Origin of the sequence: Micromonospora sp. 050-3 (assembly GCF_046549335.1) — a bacterium.
GTDB classification, from domain to species: domain Bacteria; phylum Actinomycetota; class Actinomycetes; order Mycobacteriales; family Micromonosporaceae; genus Micromonospora; species Micromonospora trifolii.
The window spans coordinates 1,920,337-1,941,375 of record NZ_JAJPVX010000001.1 but is presented as its reverse complement, the minus strand read 5'-3'; the positions used below and the strand labels follow the sequence as shown (position 1 = coordinate 1,941,375).

Below are 21,039 nucleotides of genomic sequence, written 5' to 3'. Positions count from 1 at the left end.
TCGGAATGAGGGCGGGCCGGGCGGATTCTGCGCGGAACCGGGTCGCCGTGCCCGCCTGAGCTGGCAGGCTGGGCTGGCCGCCGCGCACCAGCGGTGGCCACCGGCCCGGCCGGTGACCGAGAGGAGCGCCCGGTGAGCGACCAACCGGAGGAGTTCGACCTGCTCGTCGTCGGTGGTGGCAAGGCCGGCAAGACGCTGAGCATGGACGTCGCCCGATCCGGTCAGCGGGTCGCCATGGTCGAGCGCGGCATGATCGGCGGCAGCTGCATCAACGTCGCGTGCATCCCAACGAAGGCGCTGGTGACCAGCGCGCGGGCCGCCCGCCAACTGCGGGACGCGTCGGCGCTCGGCCTGGCGGTGGAGGGCGGCCGGGTCGACATCGACCTGTTGCGCGCGCACAAGCAGGACGTGGTCGGGGGGATGGTCGCCGCCAACCGGCAGCAGTTCCTCGACTCCGGCCTGCACCTGGTGATCGGCGATGCCCAGTTCGTCGGCCCACGGACCGTCCGGGTGGCACTCGCCGACGGCGGCGAGCGGCTGCTGCGCGGCAGCGACGTGGTGATCAACACGGGCACCCGCCCTCACCTGCCGTCGGTGCCGGGGATGGCCGACGCCGGGGTGCTCACCAGCGACGAGTTGCTGCGCCTGGACCGGCTGCCGGCCCGGCTGGTGGTGCTCGGCGGCGGCACCGTCGGGGTGGAGTTCGCGCAGATGTTCGCGTTGTTCGGCAGCGCGGTGACGCTGGTCGAGGGCGGTCCACGGCTGCTCACCCGCGAGGACCCCGACATCAGCGACGCGGTGATGCGCGTCTTCCTCGATGATGGCATCGACGTACGGGTGGGTGTGGCGGTCGCGCGGGTCGACCGGGAGGCCGATGGCTCGCTCCGGGTGACGCTGGACGACGGCAGCGTGGTTGTCGGGGACGACGTGCTGGTGGCGGCCGGCCGGGAACCGGTCACCGACGGAATCGGCCTGGACGTGGCCGGCGTACGGCTCAGCGAGCGGGGCTTCGTGCAGGTCGACGAGCACCTGCGCACCAGCGCCGAACGCACCTGGGCGGCCGGGGACGTCGCCGGCAGCCCGCAGTTCACCCACGTCTCGTTGGACGACTACCGGATCATTCGGGCGAACCTCGCTGGAGGCCAGCGCAGCACCGCCGACCGGCTGATCCCGTACACCGTCTTCACCACCCCGGAGCTGGCGCGGATCGGGCTGACCGAGACAGAGGCGCGCCGCGCCGGGTACGACGTCCAGGTCGCCCACCTGCCGGTCGCCGCCATCCCCCGGGCACGCACCCTGCGCCAGACCCAGGGCATGTGGAAGGCGGTCATCGACACCGGCACCGACCGGATCCTCGGCGCGGCGTTGCTCGGCGCCGAGGCCGGTGAGGTGATCACCGCGGTGCAACTGGCGATGCTCGCCGGAATGCCGTGGACCGCCCTGCGGGACGCCGTCATCACCCACCCGACCATGACGGAGGGTCTCAACCTGCTCTTCGCCTCGCTGGAGTCCCGCCCGGTCCGCTGAGCGCCGCCCGGCCCCGCGAACAGCGCGACGGCTAGCCGGCGATCTCGTCGCGTACTCGATGTTGGAAGGCGCGGGCGTGCGCCCCGGTGGGTGGCGGCCCGCCGTGCCGCGCGGCGACCGCCTGACCGATCACCTCGGCCCGCTCGCCGGCGTCGATCAGCCGCTGGCCGGCGGCCACCTTCGCCAACCAGACGCCGTCGCGGTGGCGCACCAGCGACCGGCAGGCGCCGAGTACGGCGTCTTCGGTGCCGGGCGCTGGTTGGTCGGCCGGCGGTGTGGGCAGGGCGAGCCACCAGGACAGCGCCTCGATGAGCAGCCGGCGCAGGTCGGCCGGGGGGAGGTCGGCGAAGGCCTCCCCGGCCGGCGGGCCGAGCAGTGGGAGTCCACTCTGGTGCAGGATGCTGCGATCGAGGCCGTACCAGAATCGGCCATCGGCGACCGGGCGGTCGGCGGGGTCGAGGGTGCGCCGGAACGGCATGCCGGCCCCGGTGTTCAGTTCGACCTCGAAGCCGGGCTCCGGGGTGCCGGAGGCGGCCACCGCCCGGTCGTAGACGACCAACTCCAGTCCGCGCGCGGGGCAGGGCAGCGTCTCGTGGCGCAGCCGGGCCACCAACGTCTGCTTGGCGGCGTCGGTGAGCGGCCCGGCGCTGAGCAGCGCCACGTCCACGTCGCTGCGGCCGGGCTGGTACGCCCCGAGCCCCACCGAGCCGGCCGCGTACGCGCCGACCAGGTCGGCGCCGAGCACGTACCGGGCGGTGCTGACGAGGTCGTCGAGGTAGCGCTGAAGATCGGAGTCCACGGGCCATCATGGCGCACGGGTCGGCACCGGGCGGGGCTACCCCGCGTAGAGCAGCAGCAGACCGGCGACGGTGTAGGCGACCATCAGCGCCAGCAGGGGTAGTTGGCCGGCCACCGCCCGGGCCCGGGGGAACAGGTACAGGGCGCGGTCGTGGGCGAGCAGCGTGCCGAGCAGGTGCCCGAGGATGATGACGGTGATCTGGAGGGTCGCCACCCCGGAGGGCGTGATCAGCGCTGTCTGCGGCTCCCAGTCGGCGGTGCCGAGCCAGTTGGCGCCGGTGCCCAGGGGGTCGGAGAGCAACGCGACGGTGCGCTGGCCCTCCAGGATCAGCAGCGAGTAGTAGTGCGCCACCACGTACCCCACAGCGATCGGCACGATGGAGTGGGCGATCTCGCCCGGCACCCCACGGGCCTCGGCCGCGTCGGCGCGGCCGATGCGCGCCGCGGCGCCGGTGGCGGCGAGGTACGCCACAGCGACGGCGGCGATGACGAGGCTCAGACCGGCGCTGCCGGTGACCGCCGGGTGCAGGCCGTTCTCCTGGCTGAAGCGCAACCAGCCCGGCGCGTTGGAGAGGCTGTCGTACATGGTCGAGCCGAGCAGCACGATCACCACGGCGACCAGCCCGGGGCGGGGTCGCAGGCCGGCGATCCCGTCGAGCGGGTTGCGCCAGACCAGGACGCCGTCGGCGGCCCGGCCGAGCGGGGCGAGTTGACCGATCAGGGTGCTGTACGCCTCGAACGGGTCGGCGTTGTCGAACCAGCCGGCGCCGAACAGCACCGCGCCGGCCAGCAGGACCACCGCGTACCCGGCCAGCCAGGCGGTGATGACCGGCAGGGTGGCCCGGTCGGGGGCGACCAGTTCCAGCCAGACGAACCCGAACAGTGTGGCGGCTGCCGGCCACCAGCCGACGTTGTCGGGCAACTCACGGAGGCCACGGTTCGGGTCGCGCCGCGCCGCCAGCGCCGCGAGGAGGTGCACCGTGCGCAGCGGGTTGACCGCCCGCCAGATCGGGCCGAGCAGCAGCGACAGAGGGGCCAGCCCGACCCAGAGCAGCACGTAGAGCGCGCCGGCGGTCGGGTTGTCCGCGGTGTCCGGCCCGCCCAGCAGACCGAGGCAGAACCAGGCGGCGGCTACCAGGCCGAGCCCGCGCAGCGCCCACCGGAACGCGGGCGCGTCGACGAGTTGGGCGAGCCGGCGCGGCACCGGTCGACCGCCGGTGGCGTCCCGGTCGAGCCGGGGTTCGCGCCAGAGCAGGCCCAGCGCCACGAACGTGACGACGAGGGTCAGCGCGGCGGCGACGACGAGCTGCGGCAGCGTGATCGGCAGGTCCTGGCGGCCACCGACGCCGTGTGCCAGCAGCGTGGGAGCGGCCGCCATGTCGTTCAGCGGACGACGAGCTGGAAGAGCACCAGCTCGGACTCGTGCGTCTCCACCTCGAACAGCCCGGTCTTGTCGGCGCGGAACTCCACCGAGCCGGGCGTGCCGGCCGGCAGCCGGGCGCCGAGGTCGTAGCCGTGCACGTGCAATTCGTCGGCCACGTCGGAGGTGACGGTGATCCGGACCAGCTGGCCCTTACTGACGGTGATCCGTCCGGTCGGCGGATCGACCCGCTTCTTCGCGATCGTGACGGTGATCTGTTGGTCGACCGCGGCGGTGCTGGCGGAGGCGCTGGGCGTGCCGGTGGCCGTCGGGGTCGGCGCGGTGGGGGCGGCGCTCGACGGGGCGACGGACGTGGGCGCCGTCGAGGGGGTGGCCACGGAGGGGTCGTCGTCCTGCCCGCAACCGGCGAGGAGCAGGGCGCCGAGGGTGGCGGCGGCGAGGGTGGCGGCGGCTCGGGCGGCGGGGGTACTGACGAACACGGGCGGACTCCGAACGACGCGAGGGGGGCGGGTGTCGGGTTGATCGTCGGGGAGGAGAACTCTACGTCTTGTTCGGTGCCGGGGAAATGACCATGATGAACGAATGCGATCGAAGCTGGTCACTGTGCGTAAGGTCCTGAGCCGTGTCGTGGCGGCGCTGGCGGCGACCCTGGTGGTGTCGCTGCTGCTGCCGGTCGCCCCGGCGTCCGCGCACGGCCAGTTGGCGACCTCCACCCCGCTGAAGGGCACTGTCGTACGCGAGCCGCTGACTCAGTTGGCGTTGTACTTCACCGAGAAGCCCGCGTCCAACGCGCACTTCGCCATCAGTGGTCCGGACGGGTCGCGAGTGGACAATGGTTGGTCCTACGGTGAGCCGAAGCGGCTGGACAAGCCGGTCACCGAGTACTTCATGGTCAACGGCGTGTTCGAGCCACGGCTCTACCACACCGGCTTTCCGGCCATGGTGACCGTCGCGCACTGGCCGGCGAAGGGTCGCTACACAGCGAGTTACCTCTCGGTCGCCTCGGACGGTGAGGCGGTGCGGGGCGAGGTGACCTTCGACTACCAGGGCCCGGGCACGCCGGCTCCGGCTGGCTGGTCGGCGCCTACTGCGGGGCCGGATCCGGCGCTGCTCGCCCAGGCCGAGGGCGAGGGCTCGACCAACCCCGGGGCCACCGGCAGCCCGGTCGCCCCGACCGGCGCTCCGGCCAGCGAGCCGGCCGGCGCCACGAAGGAGCAACGCGACGGTGGGTTCCCGGCCTGGTTGGTCCCGGCCCTGATCGTCGTCGTGGTCGCGGTGCTCGTGCTGGTGGCGGCCCGCCGACGGCCCGCCGCGGACGGTGCGTCCACTGCGGACCGCCGGCCCACTGGCGGCGCGGGCCGGGGCGGTGCCGCGACCCGCAAGTCCGCCAACCCGACTCGGAAGAGCGGCGATCGGACGGGTGGCCCGGCGCGGCGCGGACGGCGGTAGACCGTCGCGACACCCGGGCATTCTTCGCGTACCGCCGCGAACTTTCGCACGGACATTGGAAACTTTTGATGTATCGAGGCGAAGCCATGGACAGTCCAATCGAAACGCCTTAATGTTCCGAGCCATCCACCCGGTGTTTCCGCAACGTCACTCGTCGGCGTCGAGGACGTTACGGACCCGGGCCGACGGTCATCCTCACCGCTGCTCCACGCCGGCCGTCGGACACTCCACTGCCTCCTGGAGGAACGATGGGCACACGCCTGCTACGCCGACTCCGCCATCCCGTCCTGGGTGCGCTGACACTCGTCCTCGCCGCCGGTCTCTGGGCCGTCCCCGCCAACGCCGCCCCCGCGCAGGAACCGGGCGTCACGCTGCGCGTCTTCGACGTGCAGGTGCCGCTGTCCGAGTTGTGCACCCTCAAGCCCGCCCAGACCCCGAACGTGGACAAGCTGATGTCCACCATCAACTGGACCTCGGCGGCCGACTTCGGCTTCGAGGACAACTTCGTCTCGCAGGTGCTCGGCAACATCACCACCACCCAGGCCGGCAGCTACACCTTCCGGCTCAGCAGCGACGACGGCTCCAAGCTGTCGATCGACGATGCCGTGGTGATCAACCATGACGGCCTGCACGGCGCGACCCCGCCGAAGGAGGGCACTGTCACCCTCACCGCCGGCCTTCACCCGCTGCGCATCGACCACTTCGAGCGTGGGGGTGGCCAGCAGATCACCCTGGAGTGGAAGACGCCCGGTTCGTCGACCTTCGTGGTCGTACCGAACTCGGCGCTGAGCACCGACGCCGGCGTGGTCCGGGTGACCGCACCCGGACGCAAGGAGTGCGAGGGTGTCTCCGACACCCCCGGTGACGGCCTGCCGCTCACCGGCGTGCACCCCGGCTACACAGTGACCAACCTGCGGCCCAGCGGCTTCCAGCCGAAGGTCACCGGCATGGACTGGCTGGCCGACGGCCGGCTGGTCATCAGCACCTGGGGCGGCAGCGACCAGTCCGGCACCTCCCAGGACGGCGAGGTCTGGATCCTCGGCAACACCGGCGGATCGACGAGCCCGGGCAACGTGACCACCAAGAAGATCGCCGGCGGCCTCAAGGAACCGATGGGGCTCAAGGTCGTCGACGGGGTCGTCTACGTGACCGAGAAGCAGCGGTTGACCCGGTTGGTGAACACCGGCGGTGACGAGGCGGCCGAGCGCCTGGAAACCGTCGCCACCTGGCCGTACGGCGGCAACTTCCACGAGTTCGCGTTTGGCCTGCTCTACCAGGACGGGTTCTTCTATCTGAACCTGTCGGTGTCGATCAACTCCGGCGGCGCCACCACCAACCCGCAGCCCGCCACCAACCGGGGCACCACCCTCAAGGTCAACAAGGACACCGGTGCGGTCAGCTACGTCGCCGGCGGCCTGCGTACGCCACACGGCATCGGCTGGGGCCCGGAGGGCGGCATCTTCGTCACCGACAACCAGGGCGGCTGGCTGCCCTCGTCGAAGCTGGTGCACGTCAAGCAGGGCCGGTTCTTCAACCACTTCACGAACCCGGCCGGCCCGTTCGACACCGCACAGGTCACGCAGCCGGTGCTCTGGATGCCGCAGAACGAGATCGCCAACTCGCCCAGCACGCCGCTCTACCTGACCAGCGGTCGCTACGCCGGCCAGTTCGTCATCGGCGATGTGACGTACGGCGGCCTGCAACGGGCGAATGTGGAGAAGGTCAACGGCGAGTACCAGGGCGCCCTGTTCCGGCTCACCCAGGGCCTCGAGGCGGGCGTCTCCGAGGTCAACGTCGGCCCGGACGGCGCGATCTACGTCGGCGGGCTCGGCGCGGGCGGCAACTGGGGCCAGACCGGCAAGCTGTCGTACGGCCTGCAGAAGCTCACCCCGAACACCGCCACCACGTTCGAGATGCTCGCGATGCGCGCCACCACGACCGGCTTCGAGGTGGAGTACACCCAGCCGGTGTCGACGGCGACCGCCGCCGAGCTGGCCGCGCGCTACAAGCTCAAGCAGTGGCGGTACGTGGCGACGTCGAACTACGGCGGACCGAAGATCGACGAGGAGACCCTGACCGTCACCTCGGCCACCCTCTCGGCGGACGGCAAGAAGGTCAGCCTCACGGTGCCCGGCCGCAAGGCCGGCAGGGTGGTGCACCTGCGGTCACCGCGTCCGTTCACCTCCACCAGCGGGCAGTCGCTGTGGAGCACCGAGGCGTGGTACACGCTCAACTCGATCCCGGGCAGTCCCCCACCGCCGACCGGCGGCACCATCACCGGCGTCGGTGGCAAGTGCCTGGACGTCGACAACGCGGGCACCGCCGACGGCACGAAGATCCAGCTCTGGACCTGCAACGGCACCACAGCACAGTCGTGGACGAAGGTCGGCGACACGTACCGGGTGCTGGGCAAGTGCCTGGACGTCGACAACGGTGGCACCGCCAACGGGACGAAGGTTCAGCTCTGGACCTGCAACGGCAGCGGCGCGCAGGTCTGGCAGCCGCAGGCCGACGGGTCGATCCGCAACCCGCAGTCGGGCAAGGTACTGGAGGCTGCCGGCGGTAGCAGCGCCGACCGCACCCAGATCCAGCTCGGTACGTACGCGGGCGGCGCACACCAGAAGTGGGTGGTCAGTAGCGGGGTAACCGGCTGACCTCGGACGAAGGGGCGTGGTCTGACCGGCGGGTCAGGCCACGCCCCAGCCGTCCGTCGTGCGGGAACCGACGCTCAGCGGAACAGCACCGGCCGGTTCCCCCGGGCGCCGACGAGCTGGCCCCGGATGTTGATGTCCTCGATCGAGTCGGTCTCCCACACGCCCCGGGTGGTCAGGTCGGTCATCACTCCGTTACGCCAGAGGAACGGGTGCCACGCAGCGGTGGTGGTGCTCTGGCCCACCACCTCGCCCCGGTCGTTGATCGCGCTGGCGCGGCTCCAGTCGCCACCGAGCGTGCCGAGGTCGGTCAGTGTCCCGTTCTGCCAACGGAACGCCCGCCCGTTCGCCGCGCCCACCACCTGGCCCCGGTTGTTGACCCCGAGGGCCTCGCTGCCGATCTGGGTGAGCACCCCGTCGCGCAACCTGCCGCCGACGCAGGTGCACGGGTAGTCCTGCGGCGGCACGTTGAACCCGCCCACCACGTCGCCCGCGTTGTTGAAGTCGGTGGTGAACTCGTAGAAGTACTCCCGACCCAGGTCGGTGAAGACGCCGTTGCGCCACAGGAAGCGGTGCGGCATGTCGCCGGCCGGTTCACTGGTGCCGAGCACCTGCCGCCGGTCGTTGACGCCGATCGCCACGCTGTTCTCCCCGCCCAGGGTGCCCAGGTCGTGGAGCTGACCGTCGCGCCAGAGCACCGCGCGGGTCAGGTAGTCCGAGCCGAAGGAGGTGATCGCCACGTCACCGAACTCGTTGACGTCCACCGCGCTGGAATCCGTGTCGCCCGGCAGCACGCCCAGGTCGGTGATGATGCCGTGGCGCCAGAGCACGGCGTGCCGGGCGCCGCTGGCGACGGTGCTCCAACCGACGATGTCGCCGCGGTCGTTCATCGCCGTCGCAGCGCCGTCGCCTCCGCCCAGGGTGCCGAGGTCGACGACCCGATAGCTGTGCGGGGACGCGGCGGCGGGAGCGGGAACGAGGGTGATCAGCGCGACGACTGTCGTCGCTGCGGTCAGCAGGGGACGCGGGGACACCATGGACGCCAAGGGGGACGCTCCTCGGATCGGAGCGGCGACGACCCGGCGGACGGGCACGGGACCACCACCACTGCGCGTTCGATCGGTAACGCACAGTAGATCCGGTGCCGTGGCGGCGCGCCAGGGACCGAACGGTCACCGACGCCTGCGGCGTCCAGCGGTGGAGGCGTCGGTCAGGGGCCGTGCGGCAGCGGCTGCGCCAGTGCCCGCAGGTCCGCCGGGAGTTGGGCCAGGGCGTCCTCGAACTCCCGGTGCCCGACCACCCGGTGCATCGTCTGGAGCACCGCGCGGGTGCCCCGCTCGGCGGCCGGACGGTCGATCCCGGCACGGTCGGCCACCCGGCGCAGGAACTCGTCGTAGCCGAACGTCTCCGGCGGCTCGGCGGCCTTGACCAGTAGCGGGCTCAGCTCGTCGGCCAGGTGCGGGGCCAACGCGCCCGCCTCACCGCCGCTGAGCCGCTCGGTGAGGGTCCGCAGGACCGCCTCGGTGAGCGGGCGCGCCTGCTCCGGCGGGAGACCCGCCCGTGCCGCAACCTTGTCGACGAACGCCAGCTCGGCCATGCCCCCGCCCTTCGCTTTCGGAAACGCGTGGCTACCCGGGTCCACCGGTAGCAAACCCGGCAGCCGCAGCGGGATGGTTCTGCTGGTTGCTCCGCGCGGTGGCCTCCGCTTCTCGTACCGTGAGGTCGGACCGGGAAACGACGGCTGCCCGACGGCGGCCCGTGCCGCAGGAGGAGCAGATGGCCCTCGACCTGCCCGACGTGATCGACAGGTACTTCCGGGCCGTCAACGACCGGGACCTGGACGCCTTCGTCGCCTGCTTCGCGGACACCGCGAGCGTCGCCGACGAGGACCGGCTGTACGACGGGCGGGCCTCGATCCGCGCCTGGCGGCAGAAGACGATGGACGCCTACTCGTACACGGCCGAGCCGGTCCGGGTCACGTCGCAGGCGGGCGACTCGTATTTGGCCCTCACCCGGGTGTCCGGCGACTTCCCCGGCAGCCCGATCGAGCTGCGGTACCGGTTCACGCTGCGCGACGGGCTGATCGGCGCCCTGGACATCCGCCCCTGACGGCACGTTGGTCCACCGACACGAAGGGAAAGCCGTGCCGCGAGTCTGGCTCATCACCGGCTGTTCGCGTGGTCTCGGCCGCGCCCTCGCCGAGGCCGTCCTGGCCGACGGCGACCACCTGGTGGCCACCGCCCGCAACCCGGCACAGCTCGACGACCTGGTCGACCGGCACGGTGACCAGGTCCGCGCGGTGGCCCTCGACGTCAACGACGCCGCCGCCGCCCGTGCCGCCGTCCGCACCGCCGTGGACACGTTCGGACGGCTGGACATCCTGGTCAACAACGCCGGGTACGCCGACGTCGCCGCCATCGAGGACATGTCGGAGGACGACTTCCGGGCGCAGATCGAGGCCAACTTCTTCGGCGTGGTCAACCTGTCCCGGGCCGCCCTGCCGGTGATGCGCGAGCAGGGGCGCGGGCACATCGTGCAGATCTCCAGTGTCGGCAGCCGGGTCGCGAGCACGGGTCTGGGCGCGTACCAGTCCGCCAAGTGGGCGGTCAGCGGCTTCTCCGGGGTGCTCGCCAAGGAGGTCGAGGCGTTCGGGATCCGGATCACCACTGTCGAGCCGGGTGGGCTGCGCACCGACTGGGCCGGCTCGTCGATGAGCGCCCTGCCGATCAGCGAGCCGTACCGGCCGGTCATCGACCCGGCGGTGCAGCGGCTGCGGCAGGGCAGCGGCGCCCAGCCGGGCGATCCGGTCCGCGCCGCCCAGGCGATCATCCGGATCACCCGGGTCGACGACCCGCCGCTCCGGTTGCTGCTCGGCGCCGACGCCGTGGCGGCCGCACAGGCGGCCGCCGAGGCCCTCGCCGCGTCGGACGCGCGGTGGCGGGACTTGAGCGAGTCGATCGCCTTCGACGCGACTCCCTGACCCGACTCCGCCGTCGGGGCGGCGAGGCTGGTCGGGTCGGCTCGCAGGTGATCAACCGCCGAACGGACGAGATAGGCAAGAGGCCAGTGGGTGACATGATGTGGCGACAACAGCTGTCGCTACGAGAAGGGTTCCCGCTGCCCGATGGCGCATTTCGAGGCTCGCACGCCCACGACACCCGCGCGGAACGCGGTGCCGCTGGCCGGGCAGCCGCATCGGGCGGGCTGATGCCGGGCGAGCGACGGGAAACCGTGGCCGAGCAGAGTGTCCCCACCCACGCCGCGGACACCATGTCGTATCAGGTCGCTACCGACATACGGGCGCTGCGCGCGTTCGTCAGCGCCGGGGCGCTGGCCCGCGGTCTGTCGGCCGATCGGGTGGAGCTGTTGACGCTGGCGGTCAGCGAGCTGGCCACCAACACGTTGCAGCACACCACCGGCGGCGGCTGGGTACGGCTCTGGGCCGAGCCGGGTCAACTGCTCTGCGACGTGGTCGACCGGGGGCCGACGCGGTCGTTCGGCCGGAGCATGCCGGCCGCCGACTCGGTACGGGGTCGCGGGTTGGCTATCGTGGAGCAGATCTGTGACGAGGTAGCTGTGCTCACCGGCCCCGGGCAGACCGTCGTACGGATTCGCCTGAGTCTGTGAACGTCGGCGGCGATCCCTACCCGCCCGGGCCAGGTTCGCTGCCACAATGCGGACAGCCCGGGCCGACGGAGGCACCGGGTCGGACCCGAACGGGAGGACGCCACAATGCCGGACAGCGCACGCGAGGCTGAGCTGCTCGACGCCGAGCGCACCCTCCAGGCCGCCCAGCGGGCCGGCGACGTCGCCGCCCTCGATCAGCTGCTGGTCGACCAGCTGATCGCGATCGGCCCGGACGGGCGTACGCAGACCAAGCAGGATGACCTGGCCGCCCACCGGGACCGCCGCTCGGTCATCGAGGAGTTGGTGGAGGAGGAGCTGGATCTGCTCGTCGTCGGGGCGACGGGGGTGACGTTCTTCCTGGGCCGGGTGTCCGGCGTCTTCGAGGGGGCGCCGTTCGCGGCGCGGCTGCGCTACACCCGGACGTGGGTCCACGACGACCGGCACGGCTGGCGGGTGCTGGCCGCACACATCAGCCCGGTCTGACTCAACTCCCGTCCTCGTCGTCCTCGTCGAGCAGGCCCTGCTCGTCGAGGAACGCGAACCACCTGTCGTCGGCGGGGGTCAGGTCGGCGTAGCCCGGCCCGAGCAGGTAGTAGTCCACGAAGGATTCCACGTCGGGGGCGAGCTCCTCGAACGCGTCGGACATGAACCACTCGGTGCCGGTGGGTGGGAAGTACCAGATCGCTCCCGTGCCACGATCCATGAAGATCGGCTCGTCGCTGCGGACGCCGACCACCAGCCAGCCCGGCCGGTCCTGCGGGATGGACGAGAAGTCCGGGGCGTAGTCCAGGTGGTATTGGATTCCCGCGAGGGTCGACGAGGACGCCAGCTCGACCCGACCCGCCCGCAGCCCGTCGGCCACCAGCAGAAGGTCCCGCAGGTCGGCAGGGAGCCCCGCCGGTACGGCGTCGATGGCAGCCCCCTCGCCGAACTCGGCGTAGGCCAGGCTGTCCGGCAGATCGGCCAGCTCAGCCCGCAGCTCCTCGATGAGCTGCCGCAGCTCGAGGTTCACTGCATCACCTCTGTTCGGATGAGGTCCCGTCCGGCAATGCCCCCGGCTGCCCGGAGACCTGCGAGCCGATGCGCGGTTTGGTTCTACCACGCACCGGCCCGCCGGGGCGTCACCTCGCCGAATCCGCCAACCGGGTGGTAACGCGGCGCTCACACCAACGGCGGCTGCTCGGCGCTGACGTCGAGCCCTTTCCTCAGCTCACGACGGCGTCGATGGCGCCGACGCGCAGGGTGCCGTCGTTGAGGGGCGTACAGCGGATGCCGCCGGTGGTGCGCAGCGCTTTCCACGTCCCCGGGCCGACGGTGACGTCCATCCAGGCGCACGGCCGGGCCGCGCGGTTGACCCGCAGGCTGACCGGGCCGTCGCCGGAGTCCAGTACCAGCACTCTGCCGATCAGCTCGTCCACGGCGATTCCGGTGGTGAGGATGTTGCGTCGTACCTCGGCCAGGCCGATGCCGGCCGGTAGCGACTCCTGGGCGATGACGGTGACGCTGGCGTCGCGGTGTGCCTGCTGGCCGAAGTACCGGTCGCCGACGATGCCGAGGCCGGCCCGGATCCGGACGGCGTCGACCAGCTCACCGGGCGGGGCCGGGGCCGGGCCGTCGGAGGGCCGGCCCAGGAAGCGGTGCACGGGTGAGGCCAGCAACTCGACGATCTCCGGCATGGCAGGAATTCTACGAACCGGACCGGGCTTGCCGGGGCAGGTCGACTGATGAGCCGGTGGGGACAGCGGCGCGAGCGTCGCCGTCCCCACCGCGCCCCCGGTTCAGGCCGGCGTGCCGGTGACGGTCAGGTTGCGCAGTCGGCCCACGTTGTCGAACGAGCCGAAGCCGACCCGTCCCGAGCCGAAGGTGGAGTCCTTCGCGGTCAGCAGCGGGTCGCGGTGCCCGTCGACGTAGACGGCGATCTCGCCGGTGGCCGGCAGGTGCACCACCCGGACGCGGTGCCACCTGGCATCGGTGATCGCCGGGTTGGCGCCCCGGGACCGGCCGTTCCACTGGTGGTCGATGCGCTCCCGGTCGGCGTTGTCCACCTTGAAGATGCCGTTGTGCGGATAGATCGTGTTGTCGGTCGAGAGGTGGGCGTAGTAGAACTCGGTGTCCGAGCGCCAGCCGAAGACGATGATCACGTCCCGGTTGGTGACCTCCACCGGCGTGTCGAGTCGTACCTGTGCGTCGACCTGCACCGACGACCAGGCCGGGCCGTTGGTCAGCACGGCGTACTCGAAGGGCCGGCGCGGCCCCGGCCGGCTCTCCCCGGCCTCGGCCAGGATGACCTGGTCGCCTGTGAACTGCCACTTCGCCGGCGTCACCGGCGCCCAGTTCGCGGCCCCGGCGGTGCGGCGCAGTGTGACGTCCCCGACGTCACCGCTGGCGAACTCCCTGGTGCCGGTCACCTTCCACACCTTTCCGTTGGCCTTCGCGACGACGTAGAGCTCGCCGGCGGCGTCTGTGCCGAAGCGCAGGTCCACCCGGTTGGGGTCACCGGGCGCGCCCGGGGCGGACAGGTCGCGCATCCGGACCGGGGTGCCCGCCGCGTCGAAGAGCGCGAGCTGGTGGATCGTGGCCAGCCCTCGGCCCCGGCGCATCTCGTTGGCCTCGGTGTAGAGCACCCGGCCGTCGACGAGGTCGCCGAAGACGTACTTGCCGCGCAGCGCGGGCAGCGCCCGCCCCCGGTAGACGAAGCCGCCGGCCACCGCGACACCGACGTCGTCGGTGCAGTTCCAGCCGGCGGCGGGGTCGTGGTCGTACGCGGCGACCGGGTAGGTGTAGCCGTACCTGTCGTCGTCGGCGGGCAGCGGGAGCAGCCGGTCGCAGGGGTTCGTGGCCGCCTTGTCGAAGACGAAGGAGCCCTCGCGCTCGCTCCAGCCGAAGTTGTCCCCGGCGCGGACCTCGTAGATGGCCTCGACGGCGTGTTCACCGATGTGCCCGAGGTACATCCGGCCGGTGGCCCGATCCCAGCTGAACCGGTGCGGGTCCCGGAAACCCACTGCGTAGAGCTCGCCGAGCGCGCCGGCCCGGCCGACGAACGGGTTCCCGGCCGGGATGCCGTAGCGCCCGTTCGCGGAGTTGGTGCCCCGGGGGTCGATCCGTAGCAGCTTGCCGTGGGGCAGGGCCAGGTTCTGCGGGTCCGTGTTGCGCGCACCCTGGCCACCGTCGCCGACGGCGAGGTACAGCAGGCCGTAGTCGCGGTCGTGGCGCTTGGCCGTGGGGTTGAAGTTGATCTCCTGGATGCCGTGCACCTGGCCGCCGAAGCCGATGCGCAGCACCTCGCGGTGCGTACCGGCGAAGGTGGCGGCGGCCGGATCGGTCGCCGTCCATTCGGTGATGACGCCGTGGAAGAGCGTGTTGGGCTGGGCGTAGTCCGGAAGGGCGGTCGTCGTCGACGCCAACTCGGTGTGGATGGTGTAGAACCGGCCATTCACCCCGAACTCCGGGTGGAACGCGACGTACCCGAAGCCCTGGCCGAGCCCACGACCGGAGAAGAACCGCGGCGCGAACGTCGCCGCCACGTCCAGGTAGACGTGCGGCACGCCGTCCTCGACCAGGTAGAGGCTGCCGTTGAGGTCGGGCACCGCCCGCCGGCCGGAGCCGTCGGGCACCTCCATGATGGTGTTGATCCGCGCGGTACGCATGAGCCGCGCGTCGGTCGGCGCCGGCGTCGGGTACGACTGCGGGAAGCTGGCGTACTCGCTGAGGACCAGCCCGATTCGGGACTGGACCGGCATCTCGGGGATCGGGTCGTCGACAGCGTCAGCGGCCCGCGCGGGCGTGGCGACCAGTGTGGACAGGATCAGCACGAGGGCGGTGAGGCCGGCCCTCACTGTGGGCCGGTGGGCGGTGCCGGCGCGGCGGTGCAGGGTGCGCACGCGTGTCTCCTTCTCGGTGGGACGGTGCCGAGGGTGGTCAGCGGGCAAGGTGGCGGTACTGCCTCCGCACGTCGTTCGCGGAGACCACACTGTCGAGGAACATCAGGCCGTCCATCCGGCAGTCGCACGGGTTGCGCTCAAGGGTGTCCTGGGGGAAGCTGCCGCCGATCTTGATGCCCCGGGGGTCGGACGTGGTGGTCACGTGTGGGCCCGGCCCGGACACCAGCCACGGGTCGTCGGCGCGGGTGTAGAAGCCGTCCACCGGTTCGCCGTTGCGGTAGAGGGCGAGCGCGCCGGTGTCGAAGTCGAAGGTGGCGGCCAGGTGCACCCACTCCCCCACCGGCAGCAGCTCGCGCCAGTCCCGGGTGGCGGCGAAGGTCTGCGAGTTGCCGCCGTCGAGGCGCCGACCGAGCGCGACGAGACGCAACTCCCCGTCGACGTCGATCAGCTCCAGCAGGGCGCGGACGCCGTGGCCGTCGGAGTCGCCGGTCAGCACTCCGGCCAGCCCGATCGCGTTGTACCTGTCGTCCGGGTCGGTGGTGGTGGAGTTGGGCAACGGGCTGTCCATGTTCAGCTTGAACCAGCCCATGACTGTGGTGCCCGCGGTGGCGCTGAAGGGCCGCAACGTCCGCACCCCGCTGGCCGACCAGGTGCCGGCCTTCCAGTCGTCGTTGCCGGCGACGGCGGGGTCGACCTGCCGGGTCTGCACCGCGTTACGGCTGCCCCGGTAGGCGCGGTCCGGCACCCGCATGGCGGCGCCACCGTTGATCAGCTCGATCTCGGTGCCGGAACGCCCCTGGTCGCGTTCGAGGGCGGGGTCACCGGGCACCGGGTGGTCGAAGTCGTACGCGGCGACCAGGTGCGCGCGCAGCGCCGGGTGGACGTCGTGCGAGAGGCGGCGATCCGCCTGCGCCGGTGGCGCGCTGGCGCCGGTCAGTGCGCCGATCGCCAGGAGGGAGACGGCCGCTCGTCGGGCCCTGGACATGGCTGTCACCTCGTTTCACGGCATGCCGGATGCCGGTCACGTATGCGCTTACGAAAGCGCTTACGTACCCTAGGCTTCGATCGATGTCGCTCGCAACAGATCGGGTGACATGAATGTTTCCGGGGGGTTGCCGATGCCCAGGGCCAGCCACCGGCCGCGCCTCGTGGACGTCGCCGAACACGCCGCCGTCTCGCTGGCGACCGCCTCCCGCGCCCTCGCCGGCCGCGAGGGGGTCAGCACCGAGGTCGCCGACCGGATCCGGCAGGTCGCCCGTGAGCTGGGCTACGTGGCCAACCCGTACGCCCGCACCCTGGCCAGCGGGGCCACCTCCACAGTGGGTTTGATCGTCCATCAGGTCGACGACCCGTATTTCTCCGAGATCGCCGCCGGTGTCATCCAACTCGCCGCCGAGCAGGGGCTGCTGGTGCAGATCTGCCAGTCCGGCCGAGACCCCGGCTACGAGCTGCAACAGCTGCGGCACCTGATCGCCCAGCGGGTCGGCATCGTCCTGATCAGCGGCTCCGGCTACGACGACCCACGGATGGAGAGCGCGGCCCGCGCCGAACTGGCCGCGTTCCAGGACCACGGCGGACGGGCCGCCGCCATCGGACGGCACGCGCTCGGCGTCGACGCCGTCCTGCCGGACAACGAGGCCGGCGGCCACGCCCTCGCCCAGCACCTGATGGATCTCGGCCACCGGCGGATCGCGGTCGCCGCGGGCAGCGCCGGCCTCACCACCGTCGCCGACCGGCTGGCCGGGGTGTCGTCGGCCCTGCTGCAGCGCGGGCGGTCCCCCGCCGACCTCGTCGTCGTGCACAGCGACTTCACCCGCGGCGGTGGGCGCGCCGCCGCCGAGCAGATCCTCAACGAGCATCCGGAGACGACGGCGATCGTCGCGCTCAACGACGTGATGGCCATGGGCGTGCTGTCGACGCTGCGGTCCCGCCGCGTGCCGGTGCCCGCGCGGATGTCCGTGGTCGGCTTCGACGACGTCTCCGTGGCGGCCGACCTCGCACCCAGCCTCACCACCGTCCGCCTGCCAATGACCGAGATGGGCCGTACGGCACTCACCCTCGCCCTCAAGCCGCGAACGACACGCCCCCGCCGCCGCCCCACCGGGCACCTGCTGGTCGTCCGCGACTCGACAGGGCCCGCGCCCAGCACCTGACCGACGCCGCGCCGGTCACACCGCCAGAGCCGCCCGGACCTCCCGCTCCGCCGTGACACCCCCGTCGCCGTGCGAGGTGACCCGACCGGACTCCAGCACGTGGTAGCGGTCCGCCACCCGCAGCGCGAAGCCCAGGTGCTGCTCGACGAGGAGCACACTGAACCCGGACTGCCGGGTCAGCTCGACGATCCGCTCCTGGATCTCCGCGACCACCGACGGCTGGATGCCCTCGGTCGGCTCGTCGAGCATCAGCAGCCGCGGCCGGGTGATCAGGGCGCGGGCGATGGCCAACTGTTGGCGCTGACCGCCCGAGAGCAGCCCGGCCCGACGCCGCAGCAGCGGGCGCAACGCCGGAAACAGATCCAGCACCTCCGCCGTGGCCACCGCCCCGTCGCGCCGGCCGTCGGCGACCAGCCGCAGATTCTCCGCCGCGGTCAGGTGCGGGAAGCACTGCTGACCCTGCGGGACGTACGCCATCCCCCGCGCCACCCGCTCGTGCGGCCCGGCGCGGGTGACGTCCTCGCCGTCCAGCTCGACGGTGCCGGCGCTCGGGCGCAGCAGCCCGGCCGCGACCCGCAGCACTGTGCTCTTGCCGGCGCCGTTGTGCCCGAGCACGGTGGCCACCCCGTCGGGCGGGACCGCCAGATCGACCCCGTGCAGCACCCGAGAACGCCCGTACCCGGCGTGCACCCCGCGCAGCGTCAGCATCATGCCTCCAGGCCGGTGCGGGCCGACCCGGCGTCGACCGGGTGGCCAAGGTAGACCTCCTGCACGCGCGGGTCCGCCTGGACCTGCGCCACTGTGCCCTCGCTGAGCACCCGGCCGGCGTGCAGCACTGTGACGCTGCGCGCGAACCGACGCAGGAAGTCCATGTCGTGCTCGATCACGACGACAGTGCGATCCCGGCTCACCGTCTCCAACAGGACGCCGGTGGCGTCGCGTTCCTCGTGGCTCATCCCGGCGACCGGCTCGTCCAGCAGCAGCAGCCGCGCGTCCTGCACCAGCAGCATGCCGATCTCCAGCCACTGCTTCTGACCGTGCGCGAGCGTCCCGGCGAGGTGCGCGGCCCGCTCGGCCAGACCGATGGTCTCCAGCGCGGCGGCGACCTCGTCGGGGACACCGCGGCGGCGGCGGGCCAGTGTCGCCAAGCTGCGCCGTGCGCCCGCCGCGATGTCGAGGTTCTGCAACACCGACAGCTCCTCGAAGACCGTCGAGGTCTGGAAGGTCCGCCCGATGCCGAGCCGGCTGATCCGGTGCACCGGGCGGCCGAGCAGTTCCTCGTCGCCGAACCGGACGGAGCCGGTGGCCCGGACCAGGCCGGTGATCGCGTCGACCAGTGTGGTCTTGCCGGCGCCGTTCGGCCCGATCAGGAACCGGATGTCGCCGGCGGGCACCTCCAACGAGACGCCGTCGACGGCGGTGAAACCGTCGAAACTGACCCGCACGTCACGGACGGACAACCCGTCCAACCGCTCGCCGCTCATGCCGCCGGCACCTCCGTCCGCTCAGCGCGTCGTCGGCCCAGGGACAACCGCCCGCGCCAGAACGGCGGCGCGGCGACGTCGCGGCGGCGGGCCAACGCCCACAACGACCCCAGGCCGCCGGGAAGGAACGCCACCACGACCACGAAGAGCAACCCCTGCAGGTACGTCCAGGTGCCCGGGAAGCGCTCGGAGAGGGCGGTACGCGCCCAGGCCACCGCCACCGCGCCGAGCACCGGCCCGAGCAGGCTCGCCCGGCCGCCCACCGCGACGCCGATGACGAACTCGATCGACGGGACGATGCCGATCAGCGCGGGCGAGATGATGCCCACCGCCGGCACGAACAGCGCCCCGGCAAGCCCGGCCATGCCCGCCGCGACCACGTACGCCACCAGCTTGACCGAGGCCGGGTCGTAGCCCAGGAAGCGGACCCGTTCCTCACCGTCGCGGACCGCCACCAGCAACTCGCCGTAGCGGCTGTGGATGAGCTGACGGGTCAGCGCGAGCAACGCCAGCAGCGTCCCGGCGATGATGAAGTACACCATCCGCTGGTTGACCGGGTCGTCCAGGTCGTAGCCGAAGAAGCCCTTGATGTCGGTGAGCCCGTTGGTGCCGCCCGTGGTGCCCTGCTGGCCGATCAGCAGGATCACCATCGCGGCGGCGAGCGCCTGACTGAGGATGGCGAAGTACGCGCCGCGGACCCGGCGACGGAAGACCAGCGAGCCGAGCCCGAAGGCGACCGCCATCGGCAGCAGCACCGTGGCGGGCAGCGCGAACCACGGGCTGGCGAACGGCCGCCACCACACGGGCAGTTCGTCGAGTTGCCCGTACAGCTGCATGAAGTCGGGCATCCCACCTGGGCCCGCGTCGGCGAGCTTGAGGTGCATGGCCATCGCGTAGCCGCCGAGGCCGAAGAAGACGCCCTGGCCCAGGGTGAGCATGCCGCCCCGGCCCCAGGCGATCCCGATGCCGACAGCGACCATGGCGACGCAGAGGTACTTGGCGAGCAACGCCAGCCGGAAGTCCGACAGCACCAGCGGGGCGACAGCGAACAGCACCGCCGCGCCGAAGGCGAAGCCGGCCAGGGTCCGCAGCCCCGATCGGCCGGCGGGCCGACCCGGTGGTACGGCGCCAGCGGGCGCCGGGCGGACGGCGGTGCTGGGTGGCGCGGGGGTGATGGCGGTCATGCGAGGCTCCTGGTCCGCAGGGTGAACAGGCCCTGTGGCCGCCACTGGAGGAACGCGACGATCGCCACGAACACGATCACCTTGGCGACGCTGAGGGTGGTGAGGTACTCCCCGGTGGCCTGGAGCACGCCGAGGGCGAAGGCGACGATCACGCTGCCCTTGAGCTGGCCGATCCCGCCGACCACGACGACCAGGAAGGCGTCGATGATCAGGTTGGTGCCCATGGTCGGGCCGATCGGGCCGAGCAGGGTGAGGGCCACCCCGGCGAGCCCGGCCAGGCCGGAGCCGAGGAAGAAGGTCGTCCGGTCGACCCGGGAGGTGGCGATGCCGGACACGGCGGCGAGGTCGCGGTTCTGCACCACAGCGCGGATACGACGCCCGAGCGGGGTGAGTCGCAGCGCCAGGGTGAGCGCCGCGACGGCGGCCAGCGCCAGGGCCAGGATGAACAGCCGGTTGTTGGCGATGGTCAGCCCGCCGGGCAGCGCCACGTTGCCGGTGAGCAGCTCGGGCGCGCGGGTCTGCACGTTCGGGCTGCCGAAGACGTCCCGGGCCAGTTGCTGCAACATCAGTGACACACCCCAGGTGACCAGCAGGGTGTCCAGTGGCCGGGCGTAGAGCCGGCGGATGAGCAGCACCTCCAGCAGGACACCCATGGTGCCGGCGACCACGAACGCCACCGGCAGCGCGACCACCAGCGACAGGCCCGCCCCGGTGATGCTCTGCTGCAGAACGTAGGTGGTGTACGCACCGGCCATGATGAACTCACCGTGCGCCATGTTGATCACGTTCATCTGGCCGAAGGTCAGCGCGAGACCGAGCGCGATGAGCAGCAGCACCGCGCCGATGCTGATGCCGGTGAAGAGTTGACCGAAGAGGACTGTCACGGTGGGTACTCCGAACTGCT

Annotated in this window: 21 protein-coding genes; 8 read left to right on the top strand and 13 right to left on the bottom strand. The window is 71.9% G+C overall.

Annotated elements, in window-relative coordinates; genetic code table 11:
• Positions 1–132: 132 nt before the first annotated feature.
• A complete protein-coding gene (locus ACLJOK_RS08755) occupies positions 133–1,527 on the top strand; it encodes a dihydrolipoyl dehydrogenase family protein (RefSeq protein ID WP_410817469.1) in 1,395 nt (464 codons plus the stop codon).
• Between the two features lie 31 nt (positions 1,528–1,558).
• Here ACLJOK_RS08755 and ACLJOK_RS08750 read toward each other — a convergent pair whose 3' ends face one another.
• From ACLJOK_RS08750 to ACLJOK_RS08740, 3 genes are read right to left on the bottom strand one after another with little or no spacing between them, the layout of a single operon-like run.
• Positions 1,559–2,326, bottom strand: a complete 768-nt coding sequence (locus ACLJOK_RS08750; RefSeq protein WP_410817468.1) for a nucleotidyltransferase domain-containing protein — start codon at positions 2,324–2,326, stop codon at positions 1,559–1,561.
• Between the two features lie 36 nt (positions 2,327–2,362).
• A complete protein-coding gene (locus ACLJOK_RS08745; protein WP_410817466.1) occupies positions 2,363–3,703 on the bottom strand; it encodes a hypothetical protein in 1,341 nt (446 codons plus the stop codon).
• A gap of 5 nt (positions 3,704–3,708) precedes the next feature.
• Positions 3,709–4,185 (bottom strand): hypothetical protein, encoded by a 477-nt coding sequence (locus ACLJOK_RS08740; RefSeq protein ID WP_410817465.1) that lies wholly within the window; start codon positions 4,183–4,185, stop codon positions 3,709–3,711.
• 103 nt (positions 4,186–4,288) lie between these two features.
• Between ACLJOK_RS08740 and ACLJOK_RS08735 the strand changes: the two genes are divergently transcribed.
• Both ACLJOK_RS08735 and ACLJOK_RS08730 read left to right on the top strand, forming a co-directional pair.
• Positions 4,289–5,155, top strand: coding sequence for a copper resistance protein CopC (locus tag ACLJOK_RS08735; RefSeq protein WP_410817463.1), 867 nt, complete (start codon positions 4,289–4,291; stop codon positions 5,153–5,155).
• Between the two features lie 248 nt (positions 5,156–5,403).
• On the top strand, positions 5,404–7,809 hold the full coding sequence (locus tag ACLJOK_RS08730; protein ID WP_410817461.1) for a ricin-type beta-trefoil lectin domain protein: 2,406 nt from the start codon (positions 5,404–5,406) through the stop codon (positions 7,807–7,809).
• Between the two features lie 74 nt (positions 7,810–7,883).
• Here ACLJOK_RS08730 and ACLJOK_RS08725 read toward each other — a convergent pair whose 3' ends face one another.
• Both ACLJOK_RS08725 and ACLJOK_RS08720 read right to left on the bottom strand, forming a co-directional pair.
• On the bottom strand, positions 7,884–8,843 hold the full coding sequence (locus ACLJOK_RS08725) for a hypothetical protein (protein ID WP_410819286.1): 960 nt from the start codon (positions 8,841–8,843) through the stop codon (positions 7,884–7,886).
• Positions 8,844–9,016: 173 nt separating this feature from the next.
• Positions 9,017–9,403 (bottom strand): DUF2267 domain-containing protein, encoded by a 387-nt coding sequence (locus ACLJOK_RS08720; RefSeq protein ID WP_196923406.1) that lies wholly within the window; start codon positions 9,401–9,403, stop codon positions 9,017–9,019.
• A 179-nt stretch (positions 9,404–9,582) separates the two neighbouring features.
• Here ACLJOK_RS08720 and ACLJOK_RS08715 point away from each other — a divergent pair, with 179 nt between their 5' ends.
• The 4 genes from ACLJOK_RS08715 to ACLJOK_RS08700 all read left to right on the top strand — a co-directional run bounded on the left by ACLJOK_RS08715 (position 9,583) and on the right by ACLJOK_RS08700 (position 11,916).
• The gene (locus ACLJOK_RS08715) at positions 9,583–9,915 is read left to right on the top strand and encodes a nuclear transport factor 2 family protein (protein WP_238669123.1); all 333 of its coding nucleotides are present in this window, start codon (positions 9,583–9,585) and stop codon (positions 9,913–9,915) included.
• A 34-nt stretch (positions 9,916–9,949) separates the two neighbouring features.
• Complete coding sequence (locus tag ACLJOK_RS08710; protein WP_410817458.1) at positions 9,950–10,786, top strand: oxidoreductase; 837 nt, start codon at positions 9,950–9,952, stop codon at positions 10,784–10,786.
• A 227-nt stretch (positions 10,787–11,013) separates the two neighbouring features.
• A complete protein-coding gene (locus ACLJOK_RS08705) occupies positions 11,014–11,433 on the top strand; it encodes an ATP-binding protein (protein ID WP_410817456.1) in 420 nt (139 codons plus the stop codon).
• A 105-nt stretch (positions 11,434–11,538) separates the two neighbouring features.
• Entirely contained in the window at positions 11,539–11,916 is a 378-nt protein-coding gene (locus ACLJOK_RS08700) for a nuclear transport factor 2 family protein (protein ID WP_410817454.1), read from the top strand.
• 1 nt (position 11,917) lies between these two features.
• Here the strand turns inward: ACLJOK_RS08700 and ACLJOK_RS08695 are convergent, their stop codons facing one another.
• From ACLJOK_RS08695 to ACLJOK_RS08680, 4 genes are all read right to left on the bottom strand, one after another.
• Positions 11,918–12,445, bottom strand: coding sequence for a hypothetical protein (locus tag ACLJOK_RS08695; RefSeq protein WP_238681504.1), 528 nt, complete (start codon positions 12,443–12,445; stop codon positions 11,918–11,920).
• Positions 12,446–12,638: 193 nt separating this feature from the next.
• On the bottom strand, positions 12,639–13,109 hold the full coding sequence (locus ACLJOK_RS08690; protein WP_238681503.1) for a molybdenum cofactor biosysynthesis protein: 471 nt from the start codon (positions 13,107–13,109) through the stop codon (positions 12,639–12,641).
• Between the two features lie 102 nt (positions 13,110–13,211).
• On the bottom strand, positions 13,212–15,314 hold the full coding sequence (locus tag ACLJOK_RS08685) for a PQQ-dependent sugar dehydrogenase (RefSeq protein ID WP_410817452.1): 2,103 nt from the start codon (positions 15,312–15,314) through the stop codon (positions 13,212–13,214).
• Positions 15,315–15,351: 37 nt separating this feature from the next.
• On the bottom strand, positions 15,352–16,299 hold the full coding sequence (locus ACLJOK_RS08680; protein ID WP_410817450.1) for a LamG-like jellyroll fold domain-containing protein: 948 nt from the start codon (positions 16,297–16,299) through the stop codon (positions 15,352–15,354).
• Between the two features lie 133 nt (positions 16,300–16,432).
• On the opposite strand from ACLJOK_RS08680, the gene ACLJOK_RS08675 reads away from it, so the two are divergent.
• Positions 16,433–17,467: a LacI family DNA-binding transcriptional regulator gene (locus tag ACLJOK_RS08675; protein ID WP_410817448.1), complete on the top strand. Its 1,035-nt coding sequence runs from the start codon at positions 16,433–16,435 to the stop codon at positions 17,465–17,467.
• A gap of 15 nt (positions 17,468–17,482) precedes the next feature.
• Here the strand turns inward: ACLJOK_RS08675 and urtE are convergent, their stop codons facing one another.
• Genes urtE through urtB form a run of 4 tightly spaced genes read right to left on the bottom strand, consistent with a single transcriptional unit; the run spans position 17,483 to position 21,019 of the window.
• Complete coding sequence (urtE, locus tag ACLJOK_RS08670) at positions 17,483–18,175, bottom strand: urea ABC transporter ATP-binding subunit UrtE (RefSeq protein ID WP_410817447.1); 693 nt, start codon at positions 18,173–18,175, stop codon at positions 17,483–17,485.
• The gene (urtD, locus tag ACLJOK_RS08665; RefSeq protein ID WP_410817446.1) at positions 18,175–18,951 is read right to left on the bottom strand and encodes an urea ABC transporter ATP-binding protein UrtD; all 777 of its coding nucleotides are present in this window, start codon (positions 18,949–18,951) and stop codon (positions 18,175–18,177) included. Before urtD ends, urtE begins: the two co-directional genes overlap by 1 nt.
• Positions 18,948–20,135, bottom strand: a complete 1,188-nt coding sequence (urtC, locus tag ACLJOK_RS08660; protein WP_410817444.1) for an urea ABC transporter permease subunit UrtC — start codon at positions 20,133–20,135, stop codon at positions 18,948–18,950. Before urtC ends, urtD begins: the two co-directional genes overlap by 4 nt.
• Entirely contained in the window at positions 20,132–21,019 is an 888-nt protein-coding gene (urtB, locus tag ACLJOK_RS08655) for an urea ABC transporter permease subunit UrtB (protein ID WP_238661160.1), read from the bottom strand. The genes urtC and urtB overlap by 4 nt, the downstream gene beginning before the upstream one ends.
• Positions 21,020–21,039 lie beyond the last annotated feature (20 nt).

Excerpts from the sequence above, each read along its gene's own strand:
- ACLJOK_RS08745 (WP_410817466.1), bottom strand. The coding sequence starts at position 3,703 with ATGGCGGCCGCTCCCACGCTGCTGGCACACGGCGTCGGTGGCCGCCAG.
- urtC (WP_410817444.1), bottom strand. The coding sequence starts at position 20,135 with ATGACCGCCATCACCCCCGCGCCACCCAGCACCGCCGTCCGCCCGGCG.
- ACLJOK_RS08735 (WP_410817463.1), top strand. The coding sequence starts at position 4,289 with ATGCGATCGAAGCTGGTCACTGTGCGTAAGGTCCTGAGCCGTGTCGTG.
- ACLJOK_RS08730 (WP_410817461.1), top strand. The coding sequence starts at position 5,404 with ATGGGCACACGCCTGCTACGCCGACTCCGCCATCCCGTCCTGGGTGCG.
- ACLJOK_RS08680 (WP_410817450.1), bottom strand. The coding sequence starts at position 16,299 with ATGTCCAGGGCCCGACGAGCGGCCGTCTCCCTCCTGGCGATCGGCGCA.
- urtE (WP_410817447.1), bottom strand. The coding sequence starts at position 18,175 with ATGCTGACGCTGCGCGGGGTGCACGCCGGGTACGGGCGTTCTCGGGTG.
- ACLJOK_RS08720 (WP_196923406.1), bottom strand. The coding sequence starts at position 9,403 with ATGGCCGAGCTGGCGTTCGTCGACAAGGTTGCGGCACGGGCGGGTCTC.
- ACLJOK_RS08690 (WP_238681503.1), bottom strand. The coding sequence starts at position 13,109 with ATGCCGGAGATCGTCGAGTTGCTGGCCTCACCCGTGCACCGCTTCCTG.
- ACLJOK_RS08675 (WP_410817448.1), top strand. The coding sequence starts at position 16,433 with ATGCCCAGGGCCAGCCACCGGCCGCGCCTCGTGGACGTCGCCGAACAC.
- ACLJOK_RS08705 (WP_410817456.1), top strand. The coding sequence starts at position 11,014 with ATGCCGGGCGAGCGACGGGAAACCGTGGCCGAGCAGAGTGTCCCCACC.
- urtD (WP_410817446.1), bottom strand. The coding sequence starts at position 18,951 with ATGAGCGGCGAGCGGTTGGACGGGTTGTCCGTCCGTGACGTGCGGGTC.
- ACLJOK_RS08715 (WP_238669123.1), top strand. The coding sequence starts at position 9,583 with ATGGCCCTCGACCTGCCCGACGTGATCGACAGGTACTTCCGGGCCGTC.
- ACLJOK_RS08700 (WP_410817454.1), top strand. The coding sequence starts at position 11,539 with ATGCCGGACAGCGCACGCGAGGCTGAGCTGCTCGACGCCGAGCGCACC.
- ACLJOK_RS08725 (WP_410819286.1), bottom strand. The coding sequence starts at position 8,843 with ATGGTGTCCCCGCGTCCCCTGCTGACCGCAGCGACGACAGTCGTCGCG.